A 17,441-nucleotide genomic window follows, 5' to 3' on the forward strand; every position below is an offset into this window, starting at 1 on the left:
GACCCTCCACGGTTGAGCCGTGGGCTTTCACATCAGACTTAAGAAACCACCTGCGCGCGCTTTACGCCCAATAATTCCGGATAACGCTTGCCACCTACGTATTACCGCGGCTGCTGGCACGTAGTTAGCCGTGGCTTTCTGGTTAGGTACCGTCAAGGTGCCAGCTTATTCAACTAGCACTTGTTCTTCCCTAATAACAGAGTTTTACGACCCGAAAGCCTTCATCACTCACGCGGCGTTGCTCCGTCAGACTTTCGTCCATTGCGGAAGATTCCCTACTGCTGCCTCCCGTAGGAGTCTGGGCCGTGTCTCAGTCCCAGTGTGGCCGATCACCCTCTCAGGTCGGCTACGCATCGTTGCCTTGGTGAGCCGTTACCTCACCAACTAGCTAATGCGACGCGGGTCCATCCATAAGTGACAGCCGAAGCCGCCTTTCAATTTCGAACCATGCAGTTCAAAATATTATCCGGTATTAGCCCCGGTTTCCCGGAGTTATCCCAGTCTTATGGGCAGGTTACCCACGTGTTACTCACCCGTCCGCCGCTAACTTCATAAGAGCAAGCTCTTAATCCATTCGCTCGACTTGCATGTATTAGGCACGCCGCCAGCGTTCATCCTGAGCCAGGATCAAACTCTCCAATAAAGTTAGTTTGTCTAGCATCTAAAATAAAAATTGACGTTTCACGTTGTTTGTTTCGTTTAGTTTTCAAAGTTCAACATCGCGTTTCAGCGACTTTTATAATATATCATAGTATATTATTTTCGTCAACAAGTTTTTTCGATAAGTTATATCTCTCATTTGCTGACTCTGCCTATTATATAGGCTTTCTTTTCCCTATGCAAGTATTATTATAAAAAAATAAAGAGAGGGAAAATCCCCTCTCTTATTCTTCTGAAGAAACCTCTTCACTCGTTTCTTCCTCTTCATCTTTTTGTGCTTTTGCTACCGTCGCTACCTCTTGGTCTTCCTCTAATCGAATTAGACGAACACCTTGTGTATTACGTCCCATTTGAGAGATTTGATCAACTGGCATACGAATAATAACGCCTGCCGCTGTAATTAACATAATATCTTCTTCACCTGTAACAGATTTAACAGCTACTAATTTACCGTTCTTATCTGTAATGTTACAAGTTTTCAGACCTTTACCACCGCGACTTTGCAGACGGTATTCATCAATTGGTGTACGCTTTCCGTAACCATTTTTCGTTACAATTAGAACATTTACATCCTCTTCGACAATTTCCATACCTACAACTTGGTCTTCATCGCCCAACGTAATAGCTTTAACACCTGCAGCATTACGTCCCATAGAACGAACATCTTGTTCATTGAAACGAATTAGCATACCGTTACTTGTCCCGACAATAATATCCTTATCACCCGATGTTAAACGTACAGATATTACCTCATCCTCTTCACGAAGAGAAATTGCAATTAAACCATTTGTACGTATATTTGCAAATGATGAAAGTGGCGTTCTCTTAGAAACCCCTTGTTTTGTCGTAAAGAATAAGAACTGATCGTCACCAAATTCACGAATCGGAATAATAGCGTTAATCCACTCACCCTTATCTACCCCTAATAGGTTAATAATTGGTAGTCCTTTTGCAGTACGACTATACTCTGGAATTTCATATCCTTTCGTACGGTATACTTTACCCTTGTTTGTAAAGAATAAAATATGATCATGAGTAGACGTTGTTAATAAATGTTCAACAAAGTCATCATCATTCGTACCCATTCCTTGCACACCACGTCCCCCACGGTTCTGTGTTTTGTACGTAGAAGCTGGTAACCTCTTAATATAACCGTTATGAGTTAACGTAATCGCAATGTTTTGTTCAGGAATTAAATCTTCATCTTCAATAAATTCCATACCGCCAATTGTAATTTCTGTTCGTCTCTTATCATTGAAACGCTCTTTTACTTCTGTTAATTCTTCACGAATAATCTCAAGAACTTTTTCTTCATCTGCTAAAATCGCTTTTAATTCAGCAATTAACTTCATTAAGTCTTGATATTCTTGCTCAATTTTTTCACGTTCTAATCCAGTTAAGCGTTGCAGACGCATATCTAAAATTGCTTGCGCCTGTTTCTCACTTAAACCAAAACGTTCCATTAAGCCTTGCTTGGCAATATCTGCCGTTTTTGAACTACGAATTAACGTAATAACTTCATCAAGATGATCTAAAGCAATTCGTAATCCTTCTAAAATATGAGCACGTGCTTCTGCTTTTTCTAATTCATAAGCAGTACGTCTACGAATTACTACCTTCTGATGCTCTAAATAATGATATAGATTTTGTTTTAAATTTAGTACTTGTGGCTCCCCATTTACAAGAGACAACATATTAATACCGAAACTTGTTTGAAGCGCTGTATGTTTATATAGATTGTTTAATAGTACGTTTGCATTAGCATCACGACGTACTTCCATGACAATACGCATACCATTACGATCTGATTCATCACGTAAATCTGTAATACCTTCAATTTTCTTATCGCGAACTAATTCTGCGATTTTTTCAATTAATCGTGCCTTATTAACTTGATAAGGTAGTTCAGTTACGATAATAGATTGTTTACCGTTTGACTTCTCTTCAATTTCAACCTTAGCACGAAGCATAATGGAACCGCGACCTGTTTCATAAGCTCTTCGAATTCCACTTCTTCCTAAAATTAAACCTGCCGTCGGAAAGTCTGGACCGGGAATATATTCCATTAATTCCGCGATAGTAATATCAGGATTATGACTTAATGCCAACACACCATCAATTACTTCGCCAAGCTGATGCGGCGGTATATTTGTTGCCATACCAACAGCAATACCTGTTGTACCGTTTACTAATAAATTAGGGAAACGCGCTGGTAGTACTATCGGTTCTCTTTCGGAACCATCATAGTTATCTTGATAATCAATTGTATTTTTTGAAATATCACGTATTAATTCCATAGAAATCTTAGACATTCTTGCCTCTGTATAACGCATTGCAGCTGCTGAATCTCCATCTACAGAACCGAAGTTACCATGCCCATCTACAAGCATATAACGTTGACTAAAATCTTGCGCCATACGTACCATTGTTTCATAAACGGCTGAATCACCATGAGGGTGATACTTACCGATTACTTCACCGACAATACGTGCTGATTTCTTATACGCTTTATCAGCTGTAATTCCTAAATCATTCATCGCATATAAAACCCTACGATGCACAGGTTTTAATCCATCACGAACATCTGGTAATGCACGAGATACGATAACACTCATTGCGTAATCTAAAAATGAGGTACGCATTTCATGACTAATATTAATTTCTCGAATTCGTGCTTGTTGTTGATTGTCTGACATCAACGAGCACCTCCTCTTACATTTCCGTTACACATACATTGATTTATATGTAGAAGACAGGAATACTTAGATTCCTGTCATTACTCATTTAAATATCAAGGTTCTTCACGTATTTTGCATTCTCTTGGATAAAGTTACGACGCGGCTCTACTTTATCTCCCATTAAAATTTCAAATGTTTCGTCTGCTTCAATTGCATCTTGAAGGGAAACTTGAAGTAATGAACGTACTTCTGGATCCATTGTCGTCTCCCATAGCTGAGTTGGATTCATTTCCCCTAGACCTTTATAACGCTGAATCCCTGGCTTAGGTTGGGCCGGTAATTCTGCTAAGATTTTTTCAAGTTCCTTATCGTTGTAAGCATATTGAATTTTTTTACCTTGTTGTATTTTAAACAACGGCGGCTGTGCAATATAGATATAACCACACTCAATTATTTGACGCATATAACGATAGAAGAACGTTAATAATAGGGTACGAATATGTGCACCATCAACATCGGCATCGGTCATAATAATAACCTTATGATAGCGTGCTTTTTCAATATCGAAGTCTCCACCAATATTTGTACCAATCGCCGTAATAATTGTACGAACTTCATCATTTGATAAAATCTTATCTAAGCGTGCCTTTTCCACATTAATAATTTTACCCTTCAGCGGTAAAATTGCTTGGAAATGACGATCGCGTCCTTGTTTTGCAGATCCACCCGCAGAGTCACCCTCTACGATGTAAATTTCACTAATTGCTGGATCTTTCGAAGAGCAATCAGCTAATTTACCAGGTAAACTTGAAACTTCTAACGCACTCTTTCGACGTGTCAATTCACGCGCTTTTTTCGCAGCTACACGTGCACGTGCAGCCATCGTACCTTTTTCTACAATTTTTCGCGCTACATTAGGATTTTCTAGTAAGAACTTTTCAAACGCCTCTGAGAATACAGACTCTGTAATTGTTCTCGCTTCACTATTCCCAAGTTTTGTCTTCGTTTGTCCTTCAAATTGTGGATTTGGATGCTTGATTGATACAATTGCTGTTAAACCTTCACGAACATCCTCACCAGTTAAATTACTGTCCGCATCTTTTAAAATGCTATTTTTACGACCATAGTCGTTGATTACACGAGTTAAAGCTGTTTTAAAACCTACCTCATGTGTACCACCTTCATACGTATGGATGTTATTCGTAAATGAGTAAATATTATTTGTGTATCCCTCGTTATATTGAAGAGAAACCTCAACCTGAATACCATCTTTTGAACCTTCTACGTACACAGGCTCTTCATGAATCGGTTGTTTTGAGCGATTTAAATGCTCAACATATGATTTAATTCCACCTTCGTAATGGAATTCTTTCTTTTGCTTATGTTCACGTTTATCTTCAATTGTTAATTTAATATTGCGATTTAAAAACGCTAATTCACGCATACGAGTTGCTAGCGTATCAAAATCGTATACTGTTGTTTCTTGGAAAATTTCCGGATCTGGTTTAAATCGAGTTATTGTTCCTGTTTGATCTGTGTCACCAATGACTTTTAAATCCGCAACCGGAATACCTCTTTCGTATTTTTGGTAATGGATTTTACCTTCACGATGTACAAATACTTCTAATTCTGTTGATAGAGCATTTACAACCGATGCCCCAACACCATGTAAACCACCAGAAACTTTATAACCGCCACCGCCAAATTTACCACCGGCGTGGAGAACAGTCATAATAACTTCTACAGCTGGACGTCCCATTTTTTCTTGTATACCAACCGGAATACCACGCCCATTATCCGTTACACGAATACTATTATCTTCTTCGATACTAACATTAATTTCATCACAATAACCTGCAAGTGCTTCATCAATACTATTATCTACGATTTCCCACACAAGATGGTGAAGCCCTTTTCCACTTGTAGATCCAATATACATACCAGGGCGTTTCCGAACTGCCTCTAGTCCTTCAAGCACCTGTATCTGACTTTCATCATATGCATTTTCTTGCATTTGCTTTTGTTCCATTGACACAAAGATCACCTACTTTTCCATTTAAACAGGGGTTATTCCCTATCTATTTCACAATCTACAGTGCCGTTCGTTACATGAATTGTTTTCGCTTCTTTTAATGTTTCGTGTTCAATTCCGTCGACACTCGTCGTTGTAACAAATGTTTGCACTTTTCCTTGAATTGTATTTAAAAGATGTGATTGACGATAATCATCTAATTCTGATAAAACATCATCCAACAAAAGGATTGGATATTCTTTAACCTCTGAATAAATCAATTCAATTTCAGCTAATTTTAGGGATAGTGCGGTCGTTCGTTGTTGTCCTTGCGAACCAAAGACTTGAACATTTTTACTATTAACGAAGAATTGTAAATCGTCACGATGAGGACCAATTAAAGTCGTACCACGGAAAATTTCACGTTGTTTCACAGATTGAAAACTTTCATAGTATACTTCTTTTATTTTCGACAAATCCATTGATTCTGATACATCTACACTTGGTTTATAGACAATTTCTAACTCTTCTAATCCACGGCTTATACCTCGATGAATTGGAGCTGCCCATTCCTGTAGCAAATGCAAAAATTCAAAACGTTTTTGCAGTATTTTCGCACCATGCTCAATTAGTTGAAGTGTAAATACATCCAACATCGTTTCCTCATTCTTACTATTCCCTTGCATTTTTTTCAACAAGTGATTTCGTTGCGTGAGCACCTTTTGATATTGACTTAATTCATACAAATATACAGGAGCTATTTGTCCTAATTCCATATCTAAAAAGCGTCTTCTTACTTGAGGGCTTCCTTTTACAAGATTTAAATCTTCTGGGGCAAACATGACAACGTTCATCACGCCAATATATTGACTTAACTTTTGTTGTTCAAGTTGATTTAATTTTGCCTTTTTACCTTTTTTCGAAATATTTAATTCCAAAGACAAAGAATTGTTTCTTTTTTGTAATTTCCCCTTTATTTGACCAAAATCTTCATCCCAGCGGATAAGTTCGCGATCATTAGAGGTTCTATGAGATTTCGCCATCGCTAAAACATAAATAGCTTCCATCAAATTTGTTTTCCCTTGTGCATTTTCGCCGATAATTACATTTACCTTATCTTCAAAGGAAAGCTCTAATTTTTCATAATTGCGATAGTTTTTTAATTGTATTTCTGAAATAAACAAAGGGCTCCCCCTTTATGCCTGAACTTGGAAAGTTCCGCTTCCTGGAATTTCAATAACATCATTCGCATATAGTTTGCGACCTCTTCTATTTTCAAGTTCGTTGTTCACGTACACTTCATATTCTTGTAAAAACCATTTTACAGCGCCACCTGTATCAATTACATCAGCTAACTTTAAAAATTGTCCTAGTGTAATATACTCTGTTGAAATTTTAATACGTTTCATAAAATCGCTCACTTTCTGAAAGTGTTCATTCTTTCATTGTACTAAATAAACTAGCATTAGGAAAGTAATACCCAAAAATCAAATAAGGGCCACTAGCATCTTTAAACTAGCAACCCTTATTCCTTACCTAGTAAGTACGAACCGGTAAAATTAATTGAATAATTGAATCATCATTTACTGTACGAATTAAGAACGGTCTCATTGCCCCAGTAAAGCTAACTTTAATCTCTGTACTATCCAAAGCTTTTAATGCATCCATCATATATTTTGCACTAAAAGATATTTTTAACTCTTCTCCATCTACTTTTTCGCATTGTACTTCTTCGACAACTTTTCCGATTTCTGGTGAATTCGAAGAAATCTCTAGCATTTCTTGCTCTAAAGTTGATAATTTAACAACGTTATTGCGGCCATCTCTTGCTAATAGTGAAGCACGATCAATTGCTTGTAGGAATTCTTTTGTATTTACAAAAATATCCGTTTTACTCTCTGCTGGAATTAAACGTGTCGTATCAGGATAATTTCCTTCTAACAATCTTGAGAAGAATAATAAATGTTTTGTACGGAATAATACTTGATACTCCGTAATAACGATATCTACCATTTCTTCAGACTCATCTAAAATTTTACTTAATTCATTTAAGCTCTTACCTGGAATAACAACATTAGCTTGGAATTCATCTGCAATGTTATGTCCTTCAATTTTTGCTTTTCGAAGTGCCAGTCTATGACTATCTGTTGCAATACAAGTTAACTCGCTGTTATATACCTTCCAGTTTACACCTGTCAAGATCGGTCTTGTTTCAGAAGTAGAAACTGCAAATACAGTTTGTCTGATCATATGCTTAAGTAAATCTGTTGGTATCTTAAATACATGATGTTCTTCAATCTGTGGCAATAACGGATATTCTGCAGAATCTAAACCATTTAAGTTAAACTCTGATTTTCCAGATTTTATTTTTGTCATAAAATGATTTTCTACAGAAATTTCGACAGTGTCTTTAGGTAGTTTTTTTACAATCTCACTAAAATATTTTGCCTGTAAAACAATGCTTCCTGATTGAGCAATTTCTACGATTTCTTTTCCATCTTCTTCGACTGGAATAAAAGATTCAATAGAAATATCAGCATCGCTTCCTGTTAATGTAACCCCTTCTTCAGTAGCTACAACTTTAATTCCCGTAAGGATGGGGATTGTTGTACGAGAAGAAACTGCCTTCATTACATCTTGTACACCTCTTACAAGATAGTCTTTTTGTATTGTAAAACGCATAAAGAAAAACCTCCGGTAAGTATAAGATTTTATTTAATTAATAAAGATAAAAAATAGTAGTAATAGTAATAGGGCTTGTGGATATGTGGATAACCCCTATAAAGGATGTAAAAACAGTCTATCTACATGTGGATAGACTGTGCGTAAAACAAGGTAAGTTATTCACACTATTCAGCTACTACTTTAAAATACCATTAATTTCTTCAACTTGCTTTTGTAATTGCGTATCGGTTTTTAGTAGTTTAGAGATTTTTTCATGGGCATGGATAACTGTTGTATGATCACGTCCACCAAATTCTTCACCTATTTTTGGTAAAGAGGAATCTGTAAGCTCGCGCGATAAATACATTGCAATTTGGCGAGGAAACGCAACTGATTTGGTACGTTTTTTCGCTTTAAAATCTTCTAATTTCACTTGATAAACATCCCCGACAGCTTTTTGAATATCATAAATAGAGATAATTTTTGGCTTAGAATTTGGAATAATATCTTTAAGTGCTTCAGCTGCTAAATCAGCATTAATATCTTTATTAATTAAAGATGAATAAGCTACAACTCGGATAAGTGCACCTTCTAATTCACGAATATTTGAATCAATTTGATTTGCGATATAAAGCATAACTTCATTTGGTATATCAAGCCCTTCAGCTTTTGCTTTTTTGCGTAAAATCGCAATTCGTGTCTCTAAATCTGGCGGCGTAATATCTGTAATAAGCCCCCATTCAAAGCGGGAACGAAGACGATCTTCTAAAGTCGGAATCTCTTTTGGTGGTCGATCACTAGAAATTACAATTTGTTTACTTTCTTCGTGTAATGCATTAAATGTATGGAAAAACTCTTCTTGAGTTTGTTCTTTTCCAGCAAGAAATTGAATATCATCTATCAATAAAACATCTACGTTGCGATATTTATTACGAAAATCAACAGCCTTATTATCACGAATAGAGTTAATAAATTCATTTGTAAATTTTTCTGATGATAAATATACAACTTTTGCATTTGGATTATGTTCAATTACATAATGACCAATTGCGTGCATTAAATGCGTCTTTCCAAGCCCAACTCCCCCGTAAATAAAGAGTGGGTTATACGCTTTAGCTGGCGCCTCGGCTACAGCTAATGAAGCTGCATGGGCAAAACGGTTACCAGAGCCGATAACAAATGTATCAAATGTATATTTTGGATTTAACATGCTCTGTGGTAAATGAGCTGAATCATCTTGTGCTGGATTCGGCTTAACTGGAGGCAGATCAATATCCTCTTCAGCTTGACTTTGAGGAATAATAAAGCGAATTGCTAATTTTGCCCCTGTTAAATCGTATAGTGTTTCTGAAATTAGTTCGGAGTAATGAGATTCTAGCCAGTCACGAGCAAATTCATTTGGAGCTGTAATCGTTAATACGTCTTTCTTCAAGTTATGAGCCGTTGTTGATTTTAACCATGTCTCATAACTAGGCTTGCTTACCTTTTTTTCTAATTCTTTTAAGGCACTATTCCATAAATCAGAGATATTTTCCAAAGGTGTCCCTCCTTTACTAAGATGGTAAAAGAATAAGGTTGCGCAACAAATGTACAACCCAATAAATATAAAATGTATATTTATACGAAACGTATTTTAAAACCTAAAAACGTCGTTTGTATATGAGATAGGGTTTTCGACAAAAAAAGCAAATGTGGACAACTATTTACCCACATGTGATTAAAACTGTCCACATGTTATACACAAACTGTGGATAAAATAAAGGTGTGGAAAACTTATTCAAAGTGAAAACACAACTATAATATCAAAAAAAAGTGGCTATAGCAATGAATTTAAGAAAGTTATCCACAAAATCAATACCTTGTGGAATAAACTTGTCCACAACACGATATACTGTGTAAAAGTGCGAAAAAAGTTTGTGGATATAAAAAACGTGAAAAAACATTTATCCACAAGGAAATATAGGTGCTGTGTAAAAGTATGTGAATAGGTTCAAAATGAATATTTGATGAAAATTTCTAGAACCATTGACATTTTCCTAGTTGATTAACTATAATTTATAGGACTGTCTTTAACAGATATTCCTCAGGGAGGTGTCATATAATGAAAAGAACTTACCAACCAAATAAACGTAAGCGCAGCAAAGTACATGGTTTCCGCAGCCGTATGAGCACAGCGAACGGACGTAAAGTGCTAGCAGCTCGTCGTCGTAAAGGAAGAAAAGTATTATCTGCGTAGACCACTGATCGTTCAGTGGTCTTTTTTTCTAATAATAGTGAATTTCCGCTGATGAAATACAGGAGTGTCAATTGATATGAAGAAAAAACATCGTATAAAGAAGAATGATGAATTCCAGGCGGTTTTTCAAAAAGGAAAATCAAATGCGAATCGTCAGTTTGTTGTATACCAATTAGATAAAGAAGAACAGCCAAACTTTCGCATCGGCCTTTCTGTTAGCAAGAAAATTGGAAATGCAGTAGTTCGTAATCGAATTAAGCGCATGGTCCGTCAGGCTATTACAGAGTTAAAAGATGAGATAGATTCTGGGAAAGATTTTGTTATAATAGCAAGGAAGCCTTGTGCAGAGATGACATATGAAGAAGTAAAGAAAAGCTTAATTCATGTCTTTAAACGCTCTGGTATGAAAAGAATAAAAAGGTAGCGTAAGGAAATGAATTACACTATATACATACCGATACAAGGAGGAGTAGGCTTTGAAAAAGAAATTAGGTTTACTAGCCATGGTCGTTGCATTAATGGCGATTGCCACCGGTTGTAGTGAAACGGGTCAGCCGATTACATCGAAAAGTACTGGGATTTGGAATGAATATTTCGTATATCCGCTTTCTCAGTTAATCACGTATTTTGCCGACTTATTTAACAGTAATTACGGTTTAGCAATTGTTATTACAACTCTTATCATTCGTTTTGCATTATTACCATTAATGATTAAACAAACGAAGAGTACAAAGGCAATGCAAGCGTTACAACCAGAAATGGTGAAGTTAAAAGAGAAATATAGTTCTAAAGATCAAGCAACACAGCAAAAACTACAACAAGAAATGATGCAGTTATATCAAAAGAATGGTGTAAATCCATTGGCAGGATGTTTACCGATATTTGTTCAGATGCCTATTTTATTCGCGTTTTATCATGCGATTATGAGAACAACAGCAATTAGTGAACATACATTTTTATGGTTTGATTTAGGACAGGCAGATCCGTTCTATATCTTACCAGTTGTTGCGGCAATTACGACATTTATTCAGCAAAAGCTTGCAATGGCAGGAACAGCTGGTCAAAATCCGCAAATGGCAATGATGCTTTGGCTTATGCCGATTATGATTTTAATCTTTGCAATTAACTTCCCAGCCGCATTATCACTTTACTGGGTTGTTGGTAATATCTTTGGTATTGCTCAAATGTACTTTATCAAAGGGCCAGAGATTAAGGCTAACAAAGCTGGAGGCTCAAGCAAGTGAGTATAATTACTGCTAAAGGACAAACAGTCGAGCTGGCAGTAGAGGATGCTTTAAGGCAATTAAACACATCAAAAGATCGAGTAGATATAAATATTGTCGATGAGGGTAAAAGAGGGTTCTTAGGTTTATTTGGGAATCGTCCTGCAGTAGTAGAAGTTGTATTGAAGAAAGATCCAATTCAAGAATGTGAAGAATATTTAAGAAATGTTATTCACAATATGGGTGTGGAAGTTGAAATTAGTAAAATTGTAAAAGGACGCGAGATCGAATTTACAATTTCTGGTGATGATGTAGGAGTTTTAATTGGAAAAAGAGGTAATACATTGAACTCTTTACAGTATTTAACAAAACTTGTCGCAAATCGTAACACGAAGCAGTATATCGGTATTACAATAGATGCTGAAAATTATCGTAGTAAAAGAAAAAGTACGTTAGAATCACTTTCTTATCGATTAGCGAAACAAGTATTTAATACGAAAAAAAGAGTTATTTTAGAACCGATGCCATCTTTTGAACGAAAAATTATTCATCAGGCATTATCAAATCATCAAGGTATCAATACAACTTCTGAAGGAAATGAACCACATCGGCATGTTGTAATATCTCCTAAATGACCGGTTGCTCAAATGAGTGCCGGTTTTTTTGAGCGGAAAATAGATGTGGATAACTAAAAAACACTAAACTTATCCACTGTGAATAAGTTTAGTGTTTTTTACATGGGGATATAATAAAATGAGTTATTCTTCTTTTGTAGATAGGTTCGTTATGGTATCCTAATAATTTAGTGAAAGAAATAATCATGTTGAAATAGAGATAAATAAGCAAGTGAGGTGAAAGGACATGGAATTTGATACAATTGCTGCGATTTCCACAGCGCTTGGAGAGGGTGCAATTGCCATTGTTCGAGTAAGTGGGGATGATGCGGTTGAGAAAGTTAATCGTATTTTTAAGGGGAAGGATTTAACAGAGGTTCCTTCTCACACTATTCATTATGGTCATATTGTTGATTTAGATACAAATCAAGTTATTGAAGAAGTTATGGTGTCTATTATGCGCGCACCAAGGACTTTTACACGTGAAAATATAGTGGAAATTAACTGTCACGGTGGACTTGTTTCAGTAAATAAAGTATTGCAACTTATTCTAGCACAAGGAGTACGATTGGCAGAACCGGGCGAATTTACAAAACGTGCTTTTTTAAATGGACGTATCGATTTATCACAAGCAGAAGCTGTTATGGATTTGATTCGAGCAAAAACAGATCGTGCGATGAATGTAGCAATTAATCAAATGGAAGGGCGATTATCTAAATTAATTGGTCTTTTGCGTCAAGAAATATTAGAAACATTAGCTCATGTTGAGGTAAATATAGATTATCCAGAATACGATGATGTAGAAGAGATGACACATAATATTTTAATTGAGAAAGCGACACATGTTCGTTCGGAAATCGAAAAAATATTAGAAACATCAAAACAAGGGAAAATTTTACGTGAGGGTATTGCTACAGCAATTATCGGTAGACCCAACGTTGGGAAATCATCGTTATTAAATAGTCTTGTTCAGGAGAAAAAGGCAATTGTAACTGATATTGCAGGAACAACTCGTGATGTTATTGAAGAGTACGTTAACGTGCGTGGTGTACCTCTTAAACTTATAGATACAGCCGGTATTCGGGAGACAGAAGATGTTGTTGAACGAATTGGTGTGGAACGTTCAAAAGAAATGATGAGCCAAGCGGATTTAGTATTAGTTGTTGTCAACTATAGCGAGGCTTTAACAAATGAGGATGAAGATCTATTCCGTGCGGTACAAGGAAAAGACTTTATTGTTATTGTGAATAAAACTGATTTACCGCAAGCGATTGATATGGAACGTGTTACAGAGTTAGCCGCGGGAAATCGTGTTATTACAACATCCTTAATTGAGGAACAAGGAATAGATGAACTCGAAAAGGCAATAGCTGATTTATTCTTTGAAGGAACAATCGATTCTGCAGATATGACATATGTTTCTAATGCGAGACATATTGGATTATTAACACAAGCAGGAAAAACAATCGGTGATGCAGTTGAGGCGATTGAAAATGGTGTACCAATTGATATGGTACAAATTGATTTAACAAGAACGTGGGAAATACTTGGTGAAATTACTGGGGACACAGTGCATGAAAGCTTAATTGACCAGTTGTTCTCTCAATTTTGTTTAGGAAAATAATATAGTGAATTTGTAGAAAGATAGAGATTATTAGGAGGAATAAACAATGGGATACAATGCCGGTTCATACGATGTCATAGTAATCGGTGCAGGTCATGCAGGATGTGAAGCTGGTCTTGCGGCAGCACGAATGGGCTCAAAAACATTAATGTTAACAATTAACTTGGATATGGTAGCATTCATGCCATGTAACCCTTCTGTTGGTGGACCAGCAAAAGGGATTGTTGTTCGTGAAATTGATGCATTAGGCGGAGAAATGGGACGTAATATTGATAAAACTCATATTCAAATGCGTATGCTAAATACAGGTAAGGGACCAGCCGTACGTGCACTTCGAGCGCAAGCTGATAAATTCTCTTACCAACATGAATTAAAGAAAACAATTGAAGAAACACCAAACTTAACGTTGTTCCAAGGAATGGTAGAGCGTTTAATCGTTGAAGAAGGTGTATGTAAAGGGGTAGTTACACAAGCTGGTGCAGAATATACAGCAAAAACAGTTGTAATTACAACTGGAACATTTTTACGCGGCGAGATTATCATGGGCGACTTAAAATATTCAAGTGGTCCAAATAACCAGCAACCGTCTATTACATTATCTGAGCATTTAGAGGAGCTTGGATTTGATCTTGTGAGATTTAAAACAGGAACACCTCCTCGTGTAAACAGTAATACAATTGACTACAGTAAAACAGAAATTCAACCAGGTGATGATAAGCCACGTGCATTCTCTTTTGAAACAACGAAATTTATTATGGATCAAATTCCATGTTGGTTGACATATACAAGTACAGAAACACACCGTTTAATAGATGAAAATTTACATCGTTCAGCTATGTATTCTGGTATGATTAAAGGAACAGGTCCTAGATACTGTCCTTCTATTGAAGACAAAGTAGTAAGATTTAATGATAAACCACGTCATCAAATTTTCTTAGAGCCAGAAGGGCGTAATACACAAGAAGTATATGTACAAGGTTTATCCACAAGCTTACCAGAAGATGTACAACGTGACATGCTTAGAACAATTCCAGGCCTAGAAAATGTTGAAATGATGCGTACAGGTTATGCAATTGAATATGATGCAATTGTGCCAACACAACTATGGCCAACACTTGAAACGAAAAAGATTAAAAATTTATATACAGCAGGACAAATTAATGGAACTTCTGGTTACGAAGAGGCGGCCGGACAAGGGCTTATGGCTGGAATTAATGCAGCATGCCGTTCTTTAGGTAAAGAAGAAGTTGTTTTAGGTCGCGAGGATGCTTATATTGGCGTCTTAATTGATGATCTTGTAACGAAAGGTACAAATGAACCATATCGTTTATTAACGTCTCGTGCAGAATACCGTCTATTATTACGCCACGATAATGCTGATCTTCGTTTAACTGAAGTTGGTCGTAAAATTGGATTAATTAAAGAAGAGCGCTATGAGCGATTTACAAATAAAAAATTACAAATTGAACAGGAAAAGGAACGTTTAAGCAGCATTATTATTAAACCACGTCCTGAAGTTCAAGAATTAATTCGCAATATTGGCGGAAGTGAATTGAAAGATGGAATACGTGCAAGTGACTTATTACGTCGTCCAGAGATGACATATGAGCATATTCATCTTTTAGTACCAAGTGAAGTAGAATTAAGTGATGAAGTTAAAGAACAAGTTGAAATTCAGATTAAGTATGAAGGATATATTGAAAAATCTTTACAGCAAGTAGAGCGTATGAAGAAAATGGAGAATAAAAAAATCCCTGTAGATATTGATTATGATGCGATTTCTAGCATTGCTTCAGAAGCTAGACAGAAATTGAAAGATGTTCGTCCACTTTCAATGGGGCAGGCTTCACGTATTTCTGGCGTAAATCCAGCGGATATTTCCATTTTACTTGTGTATATAGAACAAGGAAAAATTGCACGCGTATCGAACCAATAAATAGTAAGGAGATATTGCTAGATGAACATAGAACAATTTCAATCTATGCTAGAAGAGAAGGGAATCACCCTCTCTTCTAGACAGTTAGAGCAGTTCAAAATCTACTTTGAAACATTAGTAGAGTGGAATGAAAAAATGAACTTAACGGCTATTACAGAAAAAGAAGAAGTATATTTAAAACACTTTTTTGATTCCATTACAGCTGCTTTTTATTATGATTTTTCAAAACCATTCTCAATTTGCGATGTTGGTGCAGGGGCTGGATTCCCAAGTATTCCTTTAAAAATTTGTTTCCCGCATTTAAAAGTAACAATTGTAGATTCGTTGCAAAAACGTATTAATTTCTTAAATCACTTAGCACAAAAGTTAGAATTAAGTGATGTTGCATTTTGTCACGATCGTGCTGAAACGTTTGGGAAAAAAGAAGGTGTACGTGAATCATACGATATTGTAATGGCACGTGCAGTTGCGCGTCTTTCTGTATTAAGTGAGCTATGTTTACCGCTTGTAAAAGTTGGAGGAACATTCATTGCAATGAAAGGTGCAGCAGCAAACGAAGAAATTGAAAATGGCAAGTATGCTTTAGAGGTGCTAGGCGGAGAGTTAAAAGAGATGTCTACGTTCCAATTACCGTTTGAAGAGAGTGAACGTAATATTTTATTAATCGAGAAAAAGCGCAAGACACCAAAGAAATATCCACGCAAACCGGGAACACCCAATAAATTACCTATTGAAAAATAAATCTTATTAGACGTAAGATTAAATTATATAAATGAAAACGTAAATGTTTCATAGGAAACATTTTATGGAGAATAGTCAATAGGCCTAAAAGGTGGTGGAATATGTATGAAAAATACGTTTTCTCGTTTATTTGGCTTTGGAGATAAAGAGAGCGAATTCGAATTACAAGACGAAAGCCATGAAGAGATAGATAAAAAGGTATATGAAGAAATACAAGAAATTCCGATAGTAAATATTACCCCTAACCGTTATCAACCAAGAACAGTTTTTGATGATGCGCGTATTGATGAGCTAGCATTAACAATTCGTACACATGGACTTATTCAGCCGATTGTTGTAAGGCAATATGAGGATGATAAGTACGAGATTATTGCTGGAGAAAGACGTTTTCGCGCGGCAACAAAGTTAGGTTGGGAAAAGGTTCCTGCAATTATAAAGAACTTAAATGATACAGAGACAGCTTCTGTAGCTTTAATTGAAAACTTGCAACGTGAGGAACTAACGGCAATCGAGGAAGCTGTGGCATATCAAAAGCTGATTGAGTTACATAATTTAACACAAGAAGCATTGGCACAACGACTTGGAAAAGGACAATCTACAATCGCAAATAAGTTGCGATTGTTAAAGTTGCCTGAAGAAATAAAAAGTGCATTATTAGAAAAAAGCATTACAGAACGTCATGCCCGCGCTCTCATTCCTTTAAAAAATGAGGAATTACAACTGAAAGTTTTACAGGAAATTGTGGAGAAACAACTAAATGTAAAGCAAACAGAAGAACGAATTGCGAAGTTACTAGAGGAAGCGAAACCGAAGCGTAAGGCAAAGCAAAAAGCAGTAAGTCGAGATACGAGGATTGCTATGAATACAATTAGACAATCTTTACAAATGGTTACTGAAAGTGGTTTGAATGTTAATTCTGAGGAAGAAGAATTTGATGAGTACTATCAAATTACAATTAAAATTCCAAAGAAAAAATAATAATGACGTGCTAGAGACCTTATCCTATTGGAGAGGTCTCTTTTACTATATTTTCTTGTTAAATGAAGAAGGAGTT

Annotated in this window: 14 protein-coding genes and 1 rRNA gene; 8 read left to right on the plus strand and 7 right to left on the minus strand. The window is 36.2% G+C overall.

Translation table 11 applies throughout. The features are described from left to right. The 7 genes from HMPREF1014_RS20675 to dnaA all read right to left on the minus strand — a co-directional run. Positions 1-643 (minus strand): 16S ribosomal RNA (locus tag HMPREF1014_RS20675); the annotation flags it as partial. A 241-nt stretch (positions 644-884) separates the two neighbouring features. Then, on the minus strand, positions 885-3,356 hold the full coding sequence (gene gyrA, locus HMPREF1014_RS20680) for a DNA gyrase subunit A (RefSeq protein ID WP_001282864.1): 2,472 nt from the start codon (positions 3,354-3,356) through the stop codon (positions 885-887). Between the two features lie 88 nt (positions 3,357-3,444). Beyond that, positions 3,445-5,367 (minus strand): DNA topoisomerase (ATP-hydrolyzing) subunit B, encoded by a 1,923-nt coding sequence (gyrB, locus tag HMPREF1014_RS20685; RefSeq protein ID WP_000435982.1) that lies wholly within the window; start codon positions 5,365-5,367, stop codon positions 3,445-3,447. A gap of 38 nt (positions 5,368-5,405) precedes the next feature. Beyond that, positions 5,406-6,533 carry a DNA replication/repair protein RecF gene (recF, locus tag HMPREF1014_RS20690; RefSeq protein ID WP_000470740.1) on the minus strand — a complete coding sequence of 376 codons (1,128 nt, stop codon included), beginning with the start codon at positions 6,531-6,533 and terminating at the stop codon, positions 5,406-5,408. A 12-nt stretch (positions 6,534-6,545) separates the two neighbouring features. Next, positions 6,546-6,758: a ribosome maturation protein RlbA gene (gene rlbA, locus HMPREF1014_RS20695; protein ID WP_000821364.1), complete on the minus strand. Its 213-nt coding sequence runs from the start codon at positions 6,756-6,758 to the stop codon at positions 6,546-6,548. 127 nt (positions 6,759-6,885) lie between these two features. Then, positions 6,886-8,031 (minus strand): DNA polymerase III subunit beta, encoded by a 1,146-nt coding sequence (dnaN, locus tag HMPREF1014_RS20700; RefSeq protein ID WP_001212884.1) that lies wholly within the window; start codon positions 8,029-8,031, stop codon positions 6,886-6,888. Positions 8,032-8,209: 178 nt separating this feature from the next. Next, complete coding sequence (dnaA, locus tag HMPREF1014_RS20705; protein WP_000428017.1) at positions 8,210-9,550, minus strand: chromosomal replication initiator protein DnaA; 1,341 nt, start codon at positions 9,548-9,550, stop codon at positions 8,210-8,212. Positions 9,551-10,114: 564 nt separating this feature from the next. Here dnaA and rpmH point away from each other — a divergent pair. The 8 genes from rpmH (at position 10,115) to noc (ending at position 17,365) form a co-directional block, all read left to right on the plus strand. Continuing rightward, positions 10,115-10,249: a 50S ribosomal protein L34 gene (rpmH, locus tag HMPREF1014_RS20710; RefSeq protein WP_000831901.1), complete on the plus strand. Its 135-nt coding sequence runs from the start codon at positions 10,115-10,117 to the stop codon at positions 10,247-10,249. Between the two features lie 76 nt (positions 10,250-10,325). Then, the gene (rnpA, locus tag HMPREF1014_RS20715; RefSeq protein WP_000726622.1) at positions 10,326-10,673 is read left to right on the plus strand and encodes a ribonuclease P protein component; all 348 of its coding nucleotides are present in this window, start codon (positions 10,326-10,328) and stop codon (positions 10,671-10,673) included. Positions 10,674-10,725: 52 nt separating this feature from the next. Continuing rightward, positions 10,726-11,493, plus strand: a complete 768-nt coding sequence (gene spoIIIJ / locus HMPREF1014_RS20720) for a YidC family membrane integrase SpoIIIJ (protein WP_000727740.1) — start codon at positions 10,726-10,728, stop codon at positions 11,491-11,493. After that, entirely contained in the window at positions 11,490-12,107 is a 618-nt protein-coding gene (gene jag / locus HMPREF1014_RS20725; protein ID WP_000022794.1) for an RNA-binding cell elongation regulator Jag/EloR, read from the plus strand. Before spoIIIJ ends, jag begins: the two co-directional genes overlap by 4 nt. Before the next feature lie 226 nt (positions 12,108-12,333). Further along, complete coding sequence (gene mnmE / locus HMPREF1014_RS20730) at positions 12,334-13,710, plus strand: tRNA uridine-5-carboxymethylaminomethyl(34) synthesis GTPase MnmE (protein ID WP_000393769.1); 1,377 nt, start codon at positions 12,334-12,336, stop codon at positions 13,708-13,710. 46 nt (positions 13,711-13,756) lie between these two features. Continuing rightward, positions 13,757-15,646, plus strand: coding sequence for a tRNA uridine-5-carboxymethylaminomethyl(34) synthesis enzyme MnmG (gene mnmG, locus HMPREF1014_RS20735; protein WP_000541055.1), 1,890 nt, complete (start codon positions 13,757-13,759; stop codon positions 15,644-15,646). A 21-nt stretch (positions 15,647-15,667) separates the two neighbouring features. Then, positions 15,668-16,387 carry a 16S rRNA (guanine(527)-N(7))-methyltransferase RsmG gene (gene rsmG, locus HMPREF1014_RS20740; RefSeq protein WP_001019628.1) on the plus strand — a complete coding sequence of 240 codons (720 nt, stop codon included), beginning with the start codon at positions 15,668-15,670 and terminating at the stop codon, positions 16,385-16,387. Positions 16,388-16,492: 105 nt separating this feature from the next. Further along, positions 16,493-17,365, plus strand: a complete 873-nt coding sequence (noc, locus tag HMPREF1014_RS20745) for a nucleoid occlusion protein (RefSeq protein WP_000799016.1) — start codon at positions 16,493-16,495, stop codon at positions 17,363-17,365. Positions 17,366-17,441 lie beyond the last annotated feature (76 nt).

Origin of the sequence: Bacillus sp. 7_6_55CFAA_CT2 (genome assembly GCF_000238655.1) — a bacterium.
Taxonomy (GTDB): Bacteria; Bacillota; Bacilli; order Bacillales; family Bacillaceae_G; genus Bacillus_A; species Bacillus_A cereus.

Excerpts from the sequence above, each read along its gene's own strand:
- gyrA (WP_001282864.1), bottom strand. The coding sequence starts at position 3,356 with ATGTCAGACAATCAACAACAAGCACGAATTCGAGAAATTAATATTAGT.
- gyrB (WP_000435982.1), bottom strand. The coding sequence starts at position 5,367 with ATGGAACAAAAGCAAATGCAAGAAAATGCATATGATGAAAGTCAGATA.
- rlbA (WP_000821364.1), bottom strand. The coding sequence starts at position 6,758 with ATGAAACGTATTAAAATTTCAACAGAGTATATTACACTAGGACAATTT.
- dnaN (WP_001212884.1), bottom strand. The coding sequence starts at position 8,031 with ATGCGTTTTACAATACAAAAAGACTATCTTGTAAGAGGTGTACAAGAT.
- rpmH (WP_000831901.1), top strand. The coding sequence starts at position 10,115 with ATGAAAAGAACTTACCAACCAAATAAACGTAAGCGCAGCAAAGTACAT.
- rnpA (WP_000726622.1), top strand. The coding sequence starts at position 10,326 with ATGAAGAAAAAACATCGTATAAAGAAGAATGATGAATTCCAGGCGGTT.
- mnmE (WP_000393769.1), top strand. The coding sequence starts at position 12,334 with ATGGAATTTGATACAATTGCTGCGATTTCCACAGCGCTTGGAGAGGGT.
- mnmG (WP_000541055.1), top strand. The coding sequence starts at position 13,757 with ATGGGATACAATGCCGGTTCATACGATGTCATAGTAATCGGTGCAGGT.
- rsmG (WP_001019628.1), top strand. The coding sequence starts at position 15,668 with ATGAACATAGAACAATTTCAATCTATGCTAGAAGAGAAGGGAATCACC.
- noc (WP_000799016.1), top strand. The coding sequence starts at position 16,493 with ATGAAAAATACGTTTTCTCGTTTATTTGGCTTTGGAGATAAAGAGAGC.